At 29.2% G+C, this 16808-nt stretch carries 17 protein-coding genes; 6 read left to right on the forward strand and 11 right to left on the reverse strand.

Going from position 1 to position 16808, the window contains the following annotated elements:
• Positions 1–5: 5 nt before the first annotated feature.
• From IPP08_06965 to IPP08_07000, 8 genes are read right to left on the reverse strand one after another with little or no spacing between them, the layout of a single operon-like run.
• Positions 6–713: a gamma-glutamyl-gamma-aminobutyrate hydrolase family protein gene (locus IPP08_06965; GenBank protein QQS65528.1), complete on the reverse strand. Its 708-nt coding sequence runs from the start codon at positions 711–713 to the stop codon at positions 6–8.
• Positions 710–1675: a tetraacyldisaccharide 4'-kinase gene (gene lpxK, locus IPP08_06970; GenBank protein ID QQS67847.1), complete on the reverse strand. Its 966-nt coding sequence runs from the start codon at positions 1673–1675 to the stop codon at positions 710–712. Before lpxK ends, IPP08_06965 begins: the two co-directional genes overlap by 4 nt.
• Before the next feature lie 56 nt (positions 1676–1731).
• Positions 1732–2496, reverse strand: a complete 765-nt coding sequence (locus IPP08_06975) for a triose-phosphate isomerase (protein QQS65529.1) — start codon at positions 2494–2496, stop codon at positions 1732–1734.
• 42 nt (positions 2497–2538) lie between these two features.
• A complete protein-coding gene (locus tag IPP08_06980; GenBank protein QQS65530.1) occupies positions 2539–2979 on the reverse strand; it encodes a GatB/YqeY domain-containing protein in 441 nt (146 codons plus the stop codon).
• A gap of 1 nt (position 2980) precedes the next feature.
• Complete coding sequence (locus IPP08_06985) at positions 2981–3529, reverse strand: phosphatidylglycerophosphatase A (protein QQS65531.1); 549 nt, start codon at positions 3527–3529, stop codon at positions 2981–2983.
• A gap of 2 nt (positions 3530–3531) precedes the next feature.
• Complete coding sequence (locus IPP08_06990) at positions 3532–4089, reverse strand: CDP-alcohol phosphatidyltransferase family protein (GenBank protein ID QQS65532.1); 558 nt, start codon at positions 4087–4089, stop codon at positions 3532–3534.
• A gap of 46 nt (positions 4090–4135) precedes the next feature.
• Positions 4136–5338: a T9SS type A sorting domain-containing protein gene (locus IPP08_06995; GenBank protein ID QQS65533.1), complete on the reverse strand. Its 1203-nt coding sequence runs from the start codon at positions 5336–5338 to the stop codon at positions 4136–4138.
• Entirely contained in the window at positions 5339–6367 is a 1029-nt protein-coding gene (locus IPP08_07000; protein ID QQS65534.1) for a M28 family peptidase, read from the reverse strand.
• A 167-nt stretch (positions 6368–6534) separates the two neighbouring features.
• Here IPP08_07000 and IPP08_07005 point away from each other — a divergent pair, with 167 nt between their 5' ends.
• Both IPP08_07005 and pdxA read left to right on the forward strand, forming a co-directional pair.
• On the forward strand, positions 6535–9054 hold the full coding sequence (locus IPP08_07005) for a DNA translocase FtsK 4TM domain-containing protein (GenBank protein QQS65535.1): 2520 nt from the start codon (positions 6535–6537) through the stop codon (positions 9052–9054).
• A gap of 17 nt (positions 9055–9071) precedes the next feature.
• Positions 9072–10103, forward strand: coding sequence for a 4-hydroxythreonine-4-phosphate dehydrogenase PdxA (pdxA, locus tag IPP08_07010; GenBank protein QQS65536.1), 1032 nt, complete (start codon positions 9072–9074; stop codon positions 10101–10103).
• Here pdxA and IPP08_07015 read toward each other — a convergent pair.
• From IPP08_07015 to IPP08_07025, 3 genes are all read right to left on the reverse strand, one after another.
• The gene (locus IPP08_07015) at positions 10082–10828 is read right to left on the reverse strand and encodes a type III pantothenate kinase (protein ID QQS65537.1); all 747 of its coding nucleotides are present in this window, start codon (positions 10826–10828) and stop codon (positions 10082–10084) included. The genes pdxA and IPP08_07015 overlap by 22 nt on opposite strands.
• Positions 10797–11360: a hypothetical protein gene (locus tag IPP08_07020; GenBank protein ID QQS65538.1), complete on the reverse strand. Its 564-nt coding sequence runs from the start codon at positions 11358–11360 to the stop codon at positions 10797–10799. The genes IPP08_07015 and IPP08_07020 overlap by 32 nt, the downstream gene beginning before the upstream one ends.
• 68 nt (positions 11361–11428) lie before the next feature.
• Positions 11429–11857, reverse strand: a complete 429-nt coding sequence (locus tag IPP08_07025) for a YtxH domain-containing protein (GenBank protein ID QQS65539.1) — start codon at positions 11855–11857, stop codon at positions 11429–11431.
• 179 nt (positions 11858–12036) lie between these two features.
• Here IPP08_07025 and IPP08_07030 point away from each other — a divergent pair, with 179 nt between their 5' ends.
• The 4 genes from IPP08_07030 (at position 12037) to IPP08_07045 (ending at position 16794) form a co-directional block, all read left to right on the forward strand.
• Positions 12037–14055, forward strand: a complete 2019-nt coding sequence (locus tag IPP08_07030; protein QQS65540.1) for a (Fe-S)-binding protein — start codon at positions 12037–12039, stop codon at positions 14053–14055.
• A 117-nt stretch (positions 14056–14172) separates the two neighbouring features.
• A complete protein-coding gene (gene sdhC, locus IPP08_07035; protein QQS65541.1) occupies positions 14173–14568 on the forward strand; it encodes a succinate dehydrogenase, cytochrome b556 subunit in 396 nt (131 codons plus the stop codon).
• A 31-nt stretch (positions 14569–14599) separates the two neighbouring features.
• The gene (gene sdhD / locus IPP08_07040; protein ID QQS65542.1) at positions 14600–15007 is read left to right on the forward strand and encodes a succinate dehydrogenase, hydrophobic membrane anchor protein; all 408 of its coding nucleotides are present in this window, start codon (positions 14600–14602) and stop codon (positions 15005–15007) included.
• Positions 15008–15039: 32 nt separating this feature from the next.
• The gene (locus tag IPP08_07045; protein ID QQS65543.1) at positions 15040–16794 is read left to right on the forward strand and encodes a succinate dehydrogenase flavoprotein subunit; all 1755 of its coding nucleotides are present in this window, start codon (positions 15040–15042) and stop codon (positions 16792–16794) included.
• Positions 16795–16808: the final 14 nt, after the last annotated feature.

The following is a 16808-nucleotide window of genomic DNA, read 5'->3' on the forward strand; positions in this document are numbered from 1 at the left end:
ATAGATTAACTATTGAAAATTATCTTGCTTTCAACTTCTAATAAAAATCGATTTTTTATATTTTTTGTAAAAGAACTTTCTTGGTTAATCATTCTTTCAGGGTGCCATTGTACTGCCAGCAAATAAGGTTTTGAATTTGGATCTAATTTTTCAATAGCTTCAACAATTCCGTCATTACTTTTTGCTGAAGCAATAAATCCATTTGCAAGTTTATTAACAGATTGGTGGTGTGCTGAGTTAACCTCTCCACTAAATTCATTAATAGTTTTGTACAATAATGTTCCTGGTTGAATTTCTATCTGGTGATAATTATCTTGATTATTATTTTTCGAATGAATATTCTCTGAAACTACCTCAGGTATATGAGGAATTAATGAACCACCATAATAAACATTTAAAATTTGTAAGCCTCTACAAATACCTAAAATTGGGATATTATTTTCTTCGGCAAATTCAATTAATTTATATTCAAAATCATCTCTCATCATATCAACTAAATCACATTTATCCATTAAATCTGGAGACTCATACAAATTCGGATTTACATCAGGTCCACCAGTAAGAATTAATCCATCAATAAATTTAAGATTTTCAAATTTATTTTCAGATTCGCTTAAGTCAATTGTCATAACGTCAGCTCTATCTTTGGAGATCCAATTACTATAATTTTTATATTTAGGATGACCACTCCCTTTAGAAATTCCAATAATCATTTTAATTGCTTATCATTAATTTTTTTCTTTACAAATTCCAATAATTTTATTTCATCATTAATAATAGTTTTCATTTTTATAAATAGCAATCTATTTATTATTGAATCAAATTCTTTCAGTTTTACAAAATCTTTTTCAGTAGTTAAAATAAAATCAAAATTTTTTTTTAATAAATTTTGTACATCATTTTCTGTATAATTATGATGATCATTAAATTCAATAAACTCATTAATATTTACACCGAATTCTTTTAAACTATTTAAAACTCTATGAGGATTAGCAATTCCTGTTACTAATAAATTTTTATATTTATTATCTAATAATACAACCTCATTTTTATAATTATAAATGGAATCAATTAGAAATTTAACATCAAAGAATTTTGCTTCAGGACTTGCGAATTGACGAGCATAATTGTAAGAATTAATGGAAGTATATAGTACAACATTAGCTCTAATAATTTCTTCTGGTTTTTCTCTCAATTTGCCTACTGGCAATGTTCTATTTGATTTTGAAGTTTCATCATCTACAATTAAAATATCTAAATCCCTTTCTAATCTATAATGCTGATAACCATCATCTAATATCACAATAAATCCTTTATAAGAATCTTGATTTTGTATTAGGAAATTAGTTCTATTTTTTGAAACAATTATTTCACCATTTGATAAATAATTAGAAATCATAACAGGTTCATCTCCAAAATTTTCAACAGTAAGTGCTTGTTTTTTAGAACTCAAATCTAACTTAGAAATTCTATTAAACCCTCTCGTAAGTACAAGAATATTAAAATCAGTTTGAAGAGATTTTATCAACCAAATAACAAGCTGAGATTTCCCAGAACCGCCTACGGATAAATTACCTACAGATATTACCGGAAGATGAGATTTAAATTTCTTTTTTTCTTTAAATCTTCTATCAAGTTTATTAAAGAATTGGTATATAATTTCTAAAAGAAAAATATCAAAAAATTATGTTGAAGTTAATATTATTTAACGAATTTAAAATTGAAGTTAAATTACCCTAACAAAAACCTAACAACTTCAATAAAAGGCTCAGCTTTTAACGAAGCAGCACCAATTAAGCCTCCATTAACATTAGGTTGAGCTAATATATCTCTAGCATTATCAGGTTTCATACTTCCGCCGTATAAGATTGGAATCTCTGAGGCGTCATTTCCATATAAAGTAGTTAACACATCTCTAATCAATTTGTGAATTTCTTCAGTTTGGTCAGGGCTTGCATTTCTTCCAGTTCCAATAGCCCAAATTGGTTCATAAGCAATCACAATGTTTTCTAAATCTTCATTTTTAACTCCAGATAATCCAAGTTCTAGTTGTTGTCTAATTATTTGTTGATGATGCATAGCATTTCGTTCTTCTAAACTCTCACCAACACATAATATCGGAGTTAAGCCATTTTGAATGGCAGATAAAACTTTACTATTAATAAATGCATCATCTTCACCAAATAATCCTCTTCTTTCAGAATGTCCTAAAATTACATATTCACAACCAACAGAAGTTAACATTTCACCAGAAATTTCACCTGTAAAAGCACCATATTTTTCGTAATGCATATTTTGTGCACCCAACGAAATAGGGCTTCCAACAATAGCATTCACAACTGGGAATAAAGAAATGCTTGGAGGACAAATTACTACATCAATATCATCAGGTAGATTCAACTTAACAATAAGTTTTTTAATTCCTTCAGCAAGTTTAATACTTTCAGTTAGGTTTAAATTCATTTTCCAATTCCCAACTATAATTCTTTTTGGCATAGTTTAAAATTTTGTTTATTAATTTTTATTATTTGATTTAATTTATGACAATAATTCTTTAACAATAGATTGAATTACACTTCCACTAGCCCTACCCTTCATTTTTGAAACAGCTAATGGCATAACAAGCTTAAAAGAATCAATTCCGGATACATTTAAATTTTTTATAATACTTTCAACTTCAGATCTAATCTCACTTTCAGTAAGTTGTGAAGGTAGATATTCTTCAATAATTAAAAGTTCATTTTTTTCTTTATTTACTAAATCTTCCCTTCCTGCACTAATAAATGCATCGTACGCATCTCTTCTTCTTTTAGCTTGAATTAAAATTGCCTTCATTTCATCGTCAGAAGATACATTCTTGCCAGTTTTAGAAAGCTCAATCATTGCTGACCTTAAAGACCTTAATGTTTCAGTTCTTTCTTTATTCTGAGCTTTCATAGAAAATTTCAAATCTTCATTTATTCTTTCAGTAAATGTCATATTAATTATTAAAGAAATGTTTAAAAATTGGGAACCAGCTTAAACCTATCCAAATTAAATGTGAACAGATGTTGGCATATATACCTGCAAAAATATCATCTGTCATTATACCAAAACCCCCTTTTCTTTTATCAAAATAATTTGAAGGGAAAACTTTCACAATATCAAAAAACCTAAAACAAACAAAACATATAAATACATAATAGATGTTAGCAATAATAAAAGGTGAAGCCATTGTTAACCACATTCCGCTGGCTTCGTCAATAGTGACAAAACTTGGATCTTTACCTAAAAATTTTTCTGCCTTTTGAGATGGCTTAATACCTAACAAATATGTTGATAAAGATAAAAATATTAAAAAATAAAAATTTCTTCCAAGTGGAAAATAATAAATAAGACATGCTAAAATACTAGAGATTGTACCTGAAGCAATTGGAGATAAACCAGTGAAAAAAAAACTTAAAAATATTTGTTCTAAATAATTTAAACCATCTTTGTTCAAACCTACAACTGAAATTTTAAATTCAGGTTTTTTAAGCAACCTAATCATAATTATTGATAATTGAATAGAGATTTTATAGTCATCTTATTATCAATTGTATATTGAATTGAAGTTATAACCGATAACAACAACAATAAAAACATTGAGTAATCTAAAATCCATTTAGAAAATAAAAATGTTGTATCGGAGACTGAAATTAATTTTTGGATACTAACACTTGATTTGATTGTAAAAACTAATACTAAATACCAGATAAAAACAAATTGAAGTGCAGTTTTCCATTTTGCTAATAATGATGTTTTCACTGGTAAATTTTTTTTTTCTGCAATAATCCTTAACACAGTTACATAAACGTCTCTAAATGTAATAACAAATACACCCCAAAAAGAAATTACACCTAAAAAAGTAAAAGCAAATAAGGCAGATCCAGTTAAAACTTTATCTGCTAAAGGGTCAAAAAAAACTCCAAATCTACTAGAAGCATTGTATTTCCTTGCATACCAACCATCATACCAATCAGTTATAACAGCTATTAAAAATACTAATGATGCAATTTGAACATAAATACTATCACCACTTAAAAGTAGCCAAACAAATAGTGGAGACAATAAAATTCTTGAACCTGAAATTAGGTTTGGTATGTTGTAAAAATAATTAATAAACAGTAAGAATTTTTGTTAAAATTTTATCAGATGTTTTCAATGAATATAAATAATTTCCTTGCGGTAAACTATGTAGATCTAAATCAATACTATATTTTCCACTTAAATATTTTCCATCAACTAATTTAATCAATTCATTTCCTAACAAATCTGATACAATTAATTTTATATTATCATTTTGTAAAATTGAGAAATCAATAGTTGTTTTAACTCTAGAAGGATTTGGGTAATTTTGATTTAGATTCAAATTCAATTTTTCATTTGCATTAACTGAAAGAGTTCTTGGTATTCCTAAATATTTCCCAATTCCACCAATAATTGCAAAAGCAGTAGAATCATATTTTCCGTTAGCATCGCAATTCATATCTTCATAAGTTAATGCAATAACATTTTTATTATAGTTAAACCACCACCAACTTTCTGGAAATAATGTTGACGGAGTGCCAACCCATGTGATATTAAAATCCCAAGGTTCAATACCATTCGAAAAGAATGATTTAACTCCAGTAACAAACTTTTTTTCCAATTCAGAATATTCAATAGATGTACCAGTTGGATCATGAAAAACAAAGTACCTTTTGCATGTGTAAGCTGAATGTAAATTTAGAGCAATTCTAATAGGATTATTTGTACTCATAATCTGCATAAACCTATTCTTTAAAGAAGCTGCTTCAATTTGCATTGGACTTTTATCCCATTCTCTTTCTAAATCAATATCATTTGCATTTTCACGAGGTTTACCTAGTTCAACACCATCAGGATTATACTGTGGAATTACATACAAAATTGCATTTTCTCTAAATGCTTTAGAATAATCTTTTTCTGAAATTAGTTGTTCAATAATTTGGTTTGCAACATGATTTGCTTGTACTTCATTTGGATGAGTTCTCGAATGAATAAATGCTATTTTTTTTAGATTATCTGATTTTGAAGTTATAGTTAACTGCCAAATTGTTCTCCCTTTAACACTTCTACCAATCGAATCAATTTTGACATATGGTGAACTTCTCCATCTTGTCAAATCATTTAGAAGTGAATCATAATTATAGCCCCACCCAGAACCTAATAAGGACAATCTTTCTTTTTCAAAGTTCAAATCTAGCTTACCACATTTATCATTATGTTCAGTTATGATTTGAGAAAACAATTGAGAAAAAAAGAAAACTTGTATTGCAATAACGGCAATTAATTTCATTTAATATTTTGTTAATTTGTAGATTGTATAAACCATAAGTTTTCCAACATTTCCAAGAGATGATTCACTAATTTTATCCATTGTATCTTGATGTGTATGCCAATATCTTCTATTTGGATCATTTGATCTATTACCTACCATTTCAATATCAATAATATCGATTGTAGGAATATTTGCCACATCATTCAATGGATAGTGATCATCTGAAATTCCTCCTCCTAAAATGTTTTTAAATTGAGTTAATCCTAAATCATTAGCGCCATTCCAAATAACATTTACAACATCTGGTGCTTTTTCCATTGAAAAACCTTCCTTTTCAAAAATAGCATTATGATCTCCAACAATATCTAACAAAATTCCGAATGAAGGTTTATAACCAATTGGTAAATTTTTGGAAAAGTATCTTGCTCCTAAAAAATAGCTTTCTAAATCTCCTTCTTTACCATAATCTTCGCCATCAAAAAAAACTAAATCAACACCAAATTTTGGTGGATTTTCTTTTAATATTTTTGCAAGTTCTAAAAGTACTGCAGTTCCACTTCCACCATCATTTGCACCTAAAATAGGTAAGTTATGTAAAGTTGAATCAGAATCTTCTTCTGCTCTGGGTCTTGAGTCCCAATGAGTGCACAACAAAATTCTTTTACTAGCATCTGGATTAAAAGTTGCAATTACATTTGTTAAATTTACTTTTTCTCCGTTATAACCATCATGAATAAAATTTTGTTCTTTAACATTTGTTGAAAGGGGTTTTAGGAAATCTAGTATAAACTTTAATCCTTTTTTGGAACCTGTTGAATTTGGGTTTCTAGGTCCAATTTTACAGAAATCATTACAAATATCCCATGCATTTTTACCTATAAAGCTAGGTAATCCAGACTTATCTATCTGTTCATTTTTTAAAGTTAAATTAGAGGATGTTGAGTCAGTTTTTTTATCAGTTTGATTATTTCCAACTTCATGACATGCATTTAATAAAACAATTAATAATAAAACTACAACTTTAAAAATTTTCTGTTTGTTTGTCATTGAAATTTTAATTACATTAACTTTGAATAATATTTACAAGAGAAAACTTGGAATTAAGTTTCTAAAATAAATAAATTTAAATATTTGTATATTAAATAATAAAATAATCAACAAAATTTTATTGTTTAATTTTAATTGAATACTTAAAAAAAACTAATTTTTAATTCATGGCTAGATATAATAAAAATAAAGAAAGAATAATTGAGAAAAATTCTGATGATAGATTCAGACAAGTTGCTTCTGTTTGTCTTTTTTTATTTTCAATATTACTTTTTCTTTCATTAATAAGTTATACAACTAAAGATCAATCTAATATTCAAGTTACATTTAAAGAATTATTAGGGTTGATTAAAAACGAACCATTAGTATCAGCAAAAGCAGATACAACACATAATTGGCTCGGTTTACTTGGTGCAATATTTTCAAATGCAATTATTAACTTAACAATAGGTTACAGTTCAATTATTATTCCTATAATTCTAATATATTGGAGTATAGCATTGTTTAAAGGTAATGATTATCAACGAGTTTGGAGAATGACGTTATTTGCATTCCTTTCAGCAACACTATTAGCAACATTATTTGGTTCTTTTCAATTTATTAGCTGGCTACCTAAACCAACATGGGAATGGTCAGGTGCAATTGGATCTTTTATTGCATCAATGCTTTCTGCTCTGTTAGGGTCAGTTGGTGCTTTACTTTGTTTAGCAGCTATAACTATAATTGTTTTAATATATGCTGTGAATTTTAATATTTCGCATGCATTAACTGTAACTAGAAATGTTGCTCATAATATTTCTGAAAAAGCAAAATCTACTAGTACAAACCTAAAATCTAAAATCTCTGAAGGGCACGAACCTTTCAAAAATGAATCGAATATTAAAACTAATGAAGTCATTAAGTTATCTAAAGTAGAAGACCCAGCAATTATGTTAAGGAAAATTAAAAATGAAAACTCTAAAAATAATAATTTATTTAATGATGATAATTTTATTTTCCATGAACCAACTATTGAAAGACCTGCAAATAATAAAACTTTAGATAATCAAAAATCAAATGTAATAGATAATGAAACTAATATAAAAGATAGATTTACTAACCATGAAGAGTTTCAGAGAATGAATGCATTAAAAATTAATTCAGAAAAAAATAGTTTAGACTTAGAGCTTGATTCAGAAGATGATTTCTTAGATGTAAACGATGAAGTTATTGATTATACACCTCCTTCAATAGATTTGTTAACTGCTCAAAAAGAATTAGCATTAATTGAAGATGATGAATTGAAAATCAATGCAAGATTACTTCAAGAAAAACTTGAGACTTTTAGAATAAAAATTGAAAACATTAAAATTATACCTGGTCCTGTTGTTACATTGTATGAGTTTGTTCCAGCAGCTGGAATTAAAATTTCTCAAATTGAATCTTTACAAGATGACATTGCATTAGCATTGAAAGCCCGTGGTATTAGGTTGATAGCTCCAATGCCTGGCAAAGGTACTGTTGGTATTGAAATCCCAAATCATGTAAGGGAGACTGTAAGAATAAGATCAGTAATTAATACTGAAAGATTTAGATCAATAGATATGCAACTTCCTTTGGCATTTGGAAAAAATACAACAGGTGAGGTTGTGGTTGATGATTTAGCAAAAATGCCACATCTTTTAATTGCTGGAGCAACAGGATCTGGTAAGTCTGTTGGCGTTAATAACATGGTTGCATCATTATTATATAGAATGCATCCAAGTGATTTAAAATTTGTAATAATTGACCCAAAGAAAGTTGAGTTAACTCAATATAGAGCATTAGCAAATCATTTTCTTGCACACTGCCCCGACGTTGATGAAGATATAATTACAACTCCTGGGAATGCAGTTTTGGTTTTAAAATCTTTGGTAATGGAAATGGAACGCAGGTATACAATTTTAGGGGATGCAGGACAAAGAAATATTGCAGATTATAATAGAAAATTAGAACAAGGATTACTAAAAAACAAATTAGGTAAAGTCTTTAAAAAACTTCCTTACATAGTTTTAATTATTGATGAGTTCGCAGATTTGATGATAACAGCTAAAAAAGAAGTTGAAGAACCTATTGTTAGGTTGGCTCAGATGTCCCGAGCTATTGGTATTCATTTATTAGTTGCAACTCAAAGACCATCAGTGGATGTTATAACTGGAATTATCAAGGCAAATTTCCCTGCAAGAATTGCTTATCAAGTAGCATCAAGAATTGATTCTAGAACTATACTTGATACTGGAGGAGCAGAACAATTAATCGGAAATGGTGATATGCTTTATCTTTCAAATTCTCATCCTAAACCAATTAGAATGCAAAATGCATATATTTCTACTGAGGAAATTGAAGATATTTGCAATGCTATTGGAGCACAGAAAGGTTATTCAAGACCTTATTTTCTGCCAAGTATAATTGAAAAAGAAGAACAAATTAGGCTTGGTGAAATTGGAGATAAAGATTCTTTGTTTGATGAAGCAGCAAGGCTAGTTGTTTCTCATCAGCAGGCATCTACTTCATTCCTACAACGTAAAATGAAACTTGGATATGGTCGGGCTGCAAAAATTATGGATCAATTGCAAAGTACTGGTATTGTAGGACCAATTGTAGGTAGTGGTGCTAAGGGCAGAGCTGTACTTTTAGAAAGTGAATCTGAACTCGAAGCATATCTTTAATTATTAAAAATATATTTATGAAAATTGGTTTTACAATTGGAGATATTAATGGTATTGGAGTAGAAGTTTTAGTTAAAACTTTACTTGGAATTGATGATGTGAATTTGTTTACCCCAGTAATATATTCTAATATAAATTTGTTAAGAGAATATTTATACAAAATAAATTTTACTCAAGCTAAAATAGTTGGAGATATATTACAAGTTGGTAATTTTAAAAGTGAAATTAAAAATGTAAATTCAGATTCATCAACTATAAATTTTGGAGAAGTATCTTCTGGAAGTGGCCGTCATGCTGGAGATTCTATAAAAAGTGCAACTATTGATTGTTTAAATAATATTATTGATTCAATTGTTACTCTCCCAATATCTAAGGAAGCATTGAATTATGGTGGATATAATTTTCAAGGTCATACTGAAATGATTTCACATTACACAGATGGTTCTCCACTTATGATTTTAATGGTTGATAAAGTTATTAATAACAGTTTAAAAAGAATGAAGGTTGCTTTAGTAACAAGTCATATTCCTTTATTAAATGTAAGTGTAGAAATTAATAAAAATATTGAAAATAAAATTAGAATTTTATATTATTCATTGATTCAAGATTTTGGAATTGATTCACCAAGAATTTCTGTATTAGGTTTAAATCCTCATTCAGGTGAAAATGGAAGTTTTGGAAATGAAGAATTACAAATAATTAACCCAATAATTGACAGACTAAAATCTGAAGGAAAATTGATAAGTGGACCATTTCCAGCTGATGGATTTTTTGCTAGATACAACCCTTTAAATCAAGATGCAATTTTAGCTATGTACCATGATCAAGGTTTAATACCTTTAAAAATGTATAGTGGTCATACTGGGGTTAATTTTACAGCAGGCTTATCAATTATAAGAACATCACCTGATCATGGAACCGCATTTAATATTGCGGGAGAAAATTTGGCAGACCCTCAAAGTACTATAGAATCAGTATTAAGCAATATTAAAATTGTAAAAAACAGAAAATTATTTTCTGAAATAAATTATAAACAAAATAGTTTGTAATACCTTTCCATTCCTTTGAAAATCAAATCTTCTATAATTATTGATTTTGAATTTAAGTTATTTGATAGATACAAAGCATTGCCACCAGTTATTATGATTTGTTGTTTAATAGAGTTAAAATACAACAATTCAATTTCATTAATAATACCAGAAATTGCATAAAATAGTGCTTTTGAGGTTCCATTTGCAATTGAATCTGTAGTATTTTTAGCAGGAATTTTTGGAATTAAATCAAAATCAGAAGTTGGAAGATTAGGAATTGTTTTGTTTAGAGAATTAAACATTACTTTAAAACCAGGTAAAATTGCACCCCAAATTGGAGAATTGTTTTTGATAGAATCAATAGTAATTGCAGTACCACAAGAAACGACAATTGAGTCATTTTCTAAACCATAAAGATTTAATATTCTATCTAATCCAATTGATTCTGGAGGTGAATATGTGTCAGAAATAAATGTGAATAATTTATTAATTTCAATGATCTCTAAATTAGATTTTTCAAAATCAACATTTGAATAATTTGCAACATTTTGGGAAGTAATTGCAATTAATATTTTTTTGTCAACAATTAAATTTGATATCTCGTCAGGGCTGTTTGTTCTTAAAATATTAAATGTATTATCATCAGATTTTACAGCTAATTTGTAAGTAGAATTACCAATTTCTAAATAATGTAATTTGTCATTATAAATATTATTGTTTATAAACATCATCGTATCCTTCATTCTGATATAGATGAGTAATATCACCATTCTGTAGCATTTCTACTTCAACATACCTTTCTTTAAAAGCATCAATAGCTTTTGCAATAGCACCAATTACCCCAACTGTTTGAGTTACATTTTTTTTATTTTTTTTACTCATGTACTGTTGTACACCAACCACAGCAGTTGCAATATTAGAAGCTTTAGAAACAGCATAACTTACATCTTCAGATGCTCTTTCAATATTTAATGAAACATTTTTTGCTCTTTGAGTAATTACTTCAACAGAATCTAATTGTTGATTTACTTTCACCATTGAAATGTTGAGGTTCTCAATTGTAGGTATTAAATTTTGCATTAAAACATCTAGATTATCTAAAGTTTCCTTTGCTTCAACTCTTACAATTTTTATCTCTTCAACTAATTGTTCCATTGTATTAGATGATTTATCAACTAATATTTTAGCAGATGAAAAGAATCTAATTAGATAAAAAAATAGGGCTGCAAGACAAATCAATGCTAAACAACCACAAACATAAAGTATTGTTTCCATATTAATATTTTATTAAAAAAAATGCCGGATTCAATTTTCAAATGAATCCGGCACAAATATAAAGTAAATTAAACAGATTGTTTTGAATTTCCAAATTCAGATCTAAAAGTATCTACTCCTGCTTTAGCTGCTTCTGAAATTTTGCTTAAAGATTCTTTCAACTGTCCACCTTGAGTAGAAGCTTTTGATTTTGCTTCAGTTACAATTTTTTCCGCATCTGAAAGAATTGTTGATGCTTTACTTTTAGCATCTTCAACTATTTTATCAGCTCTAACTCTGCCATCAGTAACGATTTGTTGAGCACTATCCAATGCAGTTGAAATTGCAACTCCTGCTTTATCAATATATTCACCGCTTCGTTCTTGTAGATCAGCACGAAGCTCCTTTCCTGTTTTTGGTGCGAACAATAATGCAAGTGCCGCTCCTACAGTTCCACCTGCCAAAAGACCTAATAGTAGTCCTTTGCTTAAACTTGTTGATTCATCAATTTGTGACATAGTTTTTTAATTTTTGTGTAGTTATAGTTAATTTATATTAAATCTTATTTTTTTTATTAAACACATTCTAAAATTGAAAGTTTCATCATTAAATTATAAATTTATTATAAGAAATTAAATAAGTTACTTAAAATAAATTTTGTAATTTCACATCAATAAATTTCTACCTTTCTTTATAAATGCTCAAACATATAATTTTTTGGATCTGCTTTATTACAGCTGTTGTTGCAATGTTGCAAAACGTCAAAAGACTTATAAGTTATCTACAATTAGGTCAAAATGAAAATCGTTTTAATAACATACTAACCAGAGTAAAAAATGTTCTAATTATTGCAATCGGGCAAACTAAACTACTAAGAGATAAAGTTGCGGGAGCTGTTCATGCAATGATTTTTTGGGGGTTTTTAGTTTTATTAATAGCTGTTATAGAATCGATTGTTGAAGGTTTAATCCCTCATGGCAACCTCAATTGGCTAGGTCCTATTTACTCAATGATCACAGTTTCACAAGACGTTTTTTGCATTGCTATTATTGTGGGAGTAATTTGGGCAGCTATTAGAAGACTTTCTGGTAACATTAAACGCCTTGTTGTTAGCCCTTCTGAACAACGAGACGCTATGATCATTCTCACGCTTATATTTGTAATCGTTACCTCTTTATTTTTAACAAATGCTTCAAGGCTTGGTGCTAATGAAGAATATTCATGGGCAATCAGACCTATTAGTGGATTATTACATCCATTATTTACTAATGGAAATTTCTCAAAAATTGTTTTTGAAACTTCTTGGTGGTTACATATACTTGTTATCTTTGGGTTTATGAACTACCTACCTCATTCAAAACATTTACATGTTATCACTTCAATTCCTAACGTGTATTTCAGTAATTTAGGAACGGTTAATAAATTAGAAAAAATAGATTTTGAACAAGTAGGATTAGAAAAATTTGGTAAGGGTGATATTGAAGATTTTACATGGAAACAATTGCTTGATGGAATGACCTGTACACATTGTGGAAGATGTAGTACAGTATGCCCAGCAAATTCAACAGGAAAAATTCTAGACCCTAAGGAAATAATTATTGGTTTGAATAATCGAACAATGGATAAAGCTCCTCAAGTTCTTAGGAGTAAAGGTGTACAAGACATTCCTGGTGTTGATGATCCATCTATATTTGAAAAAGTACTTATAGGAGATTATATTTCAAATGAGGCATTATGGCAATGTACAACTTGCATGGCATGTGTACAAGAATGCCCTGTAATGATTGAGCATGTTCCTGCAATAATTGATATGAGACGTTGGCAAGTTATGATGCAATCTGATTTCCCTGTTCAATTACAACCTGCTTTTCAGAATATTGAAAATAATTTTACCCCTTGGGCATTTTCTAATTCAGAAAGATCTGATTGGACACAAGGAACAAAAGTTAAATCAATGGAGTCAGCAACTAAAAATGAAATTGAGAATTTAGATGTTTTATTTTGGGTTGGTTGTGCTGGAAGTTATGATGATAGATATAAAAAAGTGACTAAAGCTTTTGCTGAAATAATGGATATTGCTGAAGTCAATTATAGAATTTTAGGTACTGAAGAAAAATGTACTGGAGATCCAGCAAGGCGAGCGGGAAATGAATATTTAGCAAGTTCAATGATTCAAATGAATGTTGAAACATTAAACAATTATAATGTAAAAAAAATTGTTACTTCTTGTCCCCATTGTTTTAACACACTTTTAAATGAGTATCCAGATTTTGGTGGTAAATATGAAGTTATTCATCATACTGCTTTTATAGAGGATCTTATAAAAGAAGGAAGAATAAAGGGTTTAAATGAAATGCAAGCTAAAGTAACTTTCCATGATAGTTGTTATTTAGGTAGATATAATAATACTTATGAACCTCCTAGGGCATTGATAAACAATATACCAGGTTTAGAAATTATTGAAATGCCTAGAAATAAAGATAAAGGATTTTGTTGTGGAGCTGGTGGTGCTCAAATGTTTATGGAGGAAACGGAAGGAAAAAGAATTAACATTGAACGAACTGAAGAAGCTTTATCAACAGGTGCACAGGTAATAGCATCTGCCTGTCCATTTTGTATGACAATGATGAGTGATGGAGTTAAAACATTAGCAAATGATAGTGGTATTTTAGTAAAAGATGTTGCTGAGTTAGTTTTAGAGGCAATTCATAAATAGTTGTTTGATAGAAAAAAATAATAATATTTAACTAAAAATGTTATTTTTGAAGACTCAATTCTTTCTTTTACATCAGTAACTTTTTTAATAAGAATTTTTAATTTTCATATATAAAAAATGGCTTACATTCAATCAGAAAAACCTGTTAGTAGATGGTCAAAAATTGTTTTAACTTATAAAAAAAATTCAGGTTCTTGGGCTTGGATTTTACATAGAGGTACTGGTATTGCTCTAACTATGTATTTGTTTCTTCATATTGTAGCATTAAGTTCAATTACAAAAGGTGAAGCTGCTTTTACCGAAGAAATGAAGTTGTTTCAAAAACCAATTTTTGTTGTAATAGAATTTCTTTTATTCATACCTGTTATATACCACTCTTTAAATGGATTTAGAATTGTATTAGTAGATCTAGGACAAGGTGCAAAAAACCATAAATCAATTCTTAAATTAGTATATATTATTGCAGGTATATTAATTCTATTCATGGCATATTTAATGCTATTTAGTCACTAATTAAATTATTCTTTTCAATTAAATTTTATAAATGGAAAACAGAAAAAGGTCTTTTCAATATTCTGGTCGTGGAGGTAGTGGGGCTTTTGCTTGGATAATGCAACGTCTAAGCGGTTTAGCATTGATTGTACTTACATTAGGACATTTCTTTATGGTCCATTCATCAGCTGATGCAGGGCACACTTGGAAGGCTGTTAGTGAAAGGTTAACTAATCCAGCTTTTATAGGATTATATACTGCTTTCTTAATTCTTGCAATGTATCACGGAGTTCAAGGAATGTGGAATATTATAAGAGATTTCAAATTAAAACCTATGATAACCATGACACTTTTTGGATTGTTTATAGTAATTTCATTAGTTTTTTTAGGAATCGGATTAAATACTCTTTTCACTTTTGATCCTAATGCAGGAGTTCAAACAGTAACTGCAATTAGATAATTTTAAAATTCATAAATTAGTAAAAAATTTATATGCAACATAGTTTTGATGTTTTGGTTATTGGTGCAGGTGGAGCTGGCTTAAGAGCTGCTGTTGAAATTCAATCGCCATATACTTGTGCTGTTTTAAGTAAGGTACATCCATTAAGATCTCACACAGGTGCTGCTCAGGGTGGTGTTTGTGCTGCATTAGCAAATGAAGAAGAAGATACTTGGGAATGGCACGCTTTTGATACTGTTAAAGGATCTGACTATTTAGGCGATCAAGATGCAATTGATGTAATGTGTTATGATGCTATTCGAGCAATTATCGAACTTGAACATATGGGGATGCCTTTTTCCAGGACTAAAGAGGGAAAAATTGCTCAACGAAAATTTGGTGGACATACAAGGCCAAGCCCTGAAGATGAGAACTTAAGAGTTGCTGTTAAAAGAGCTTGCTACTCGGCTGATAGAACTGGACATGTTATGCTTCATACTCTATATGAAAATTGTTTAAAAAATAGTATTAACTTTTTTAATGAATTTCAAGTAACTGATATAATTATTGAAGATAATATTTGTAAAGGAGTTATTGCATTAGAAATTAGGAATGGAGAAATTCATACTTTTCTTGCAAAAGCCGTTGTATTCGCTACTGGAGGTCTTTGTAGAGCATTTAGAATTACTTCAAATGCACATGCTGGTACTGGTGATGGTTCTGCTGTTGCTTATAGAAGAGGTGTTCCAGTTGAAGATATGGAATTTATTCAATTCCATCCTACAGGATTATGGAGATTAGGTATACTAGTTTCTGAAGCAGCTAGAGGAGAAGGTGGTATTTTAAGAAATGTTGATAATGAAGCCTTTATGGTTAGATATGCTCCTACTGTTAAAGATTTAGCTCCAAGAGACATGGTTTCTAGAGCAATTATTACCGAAATGCTTGAAGGTAGAGGTATTAAAGGTTCTGATGGTACTGATTATATTGGTTTGGATTTAACTCACTTAGATGAATCAGTTCTAGATAATAAGTTACCTGAAATTACTGGTTTTGCAAGAACTTACTTAGGTGTTGAACCAAAGAATCAACCAATACCTATTCAACCAACTGCTCATTATGCAATGGGTGGGATTCCTACAAATGTAAATGGTGAGGTTCTATCAAATGAAAAGGGTGATATTATAATTGGATTTTATGCTGCTGGAGAATGTGCTTGTGTTTCTGTACATGGTGCTAACAGACTTGGTACTAATTCTTTGTTAGATTTAATCGTTTTTGGCAGAAGATCAGGTAAAAGAGTTATGGAATTTCTTAAATCTGGTGCAACATTAATTCCACCATCCCATCACTTTGATGAGGCAACAAAAGCAAAGATTTCTGCTTTGAAAAATAATATTGGAAATGAAAAGATTGGTGCTATTAGAAAAGAACTTCAAGACAAAATGATGAATAATGTAGGAGTATTTAGAACACATGAAAAATTGCTATTAATGACTGAAGAACTTAAAACAATTAGAGATAAATATTCTAGAATAACTATAGATGATAAAAGTAATGAGTTTAATACCGATTTATTAGAAGCTCTCGAATTAGAAAATTTAATTGATTCTGCTGAAGCTATTACTTATGGTGCTTTAAAAAGAACTGAATCTAGAGGAGGTCATTCACGTGATGATTATCCAAATAGAGATGATGAAAATTTCTTGAAACATACTTTTGCTTTTTACAATCAAGGCAATGAACCTAGGTTAGAATACAAACCAGTAGTAATTACAAAATATAAACCAATGATTAGAAAATATTAATAACTAATCTGTTT

The sequence above is a fragment of the Chlorobiota bacterium genome, assembly GCA_016700335.1.
In the GTDB taxonomy this organism is placed as follows: Bacteria; Bacteroidota; Ignavibacteria; order OLB7; family OLB7.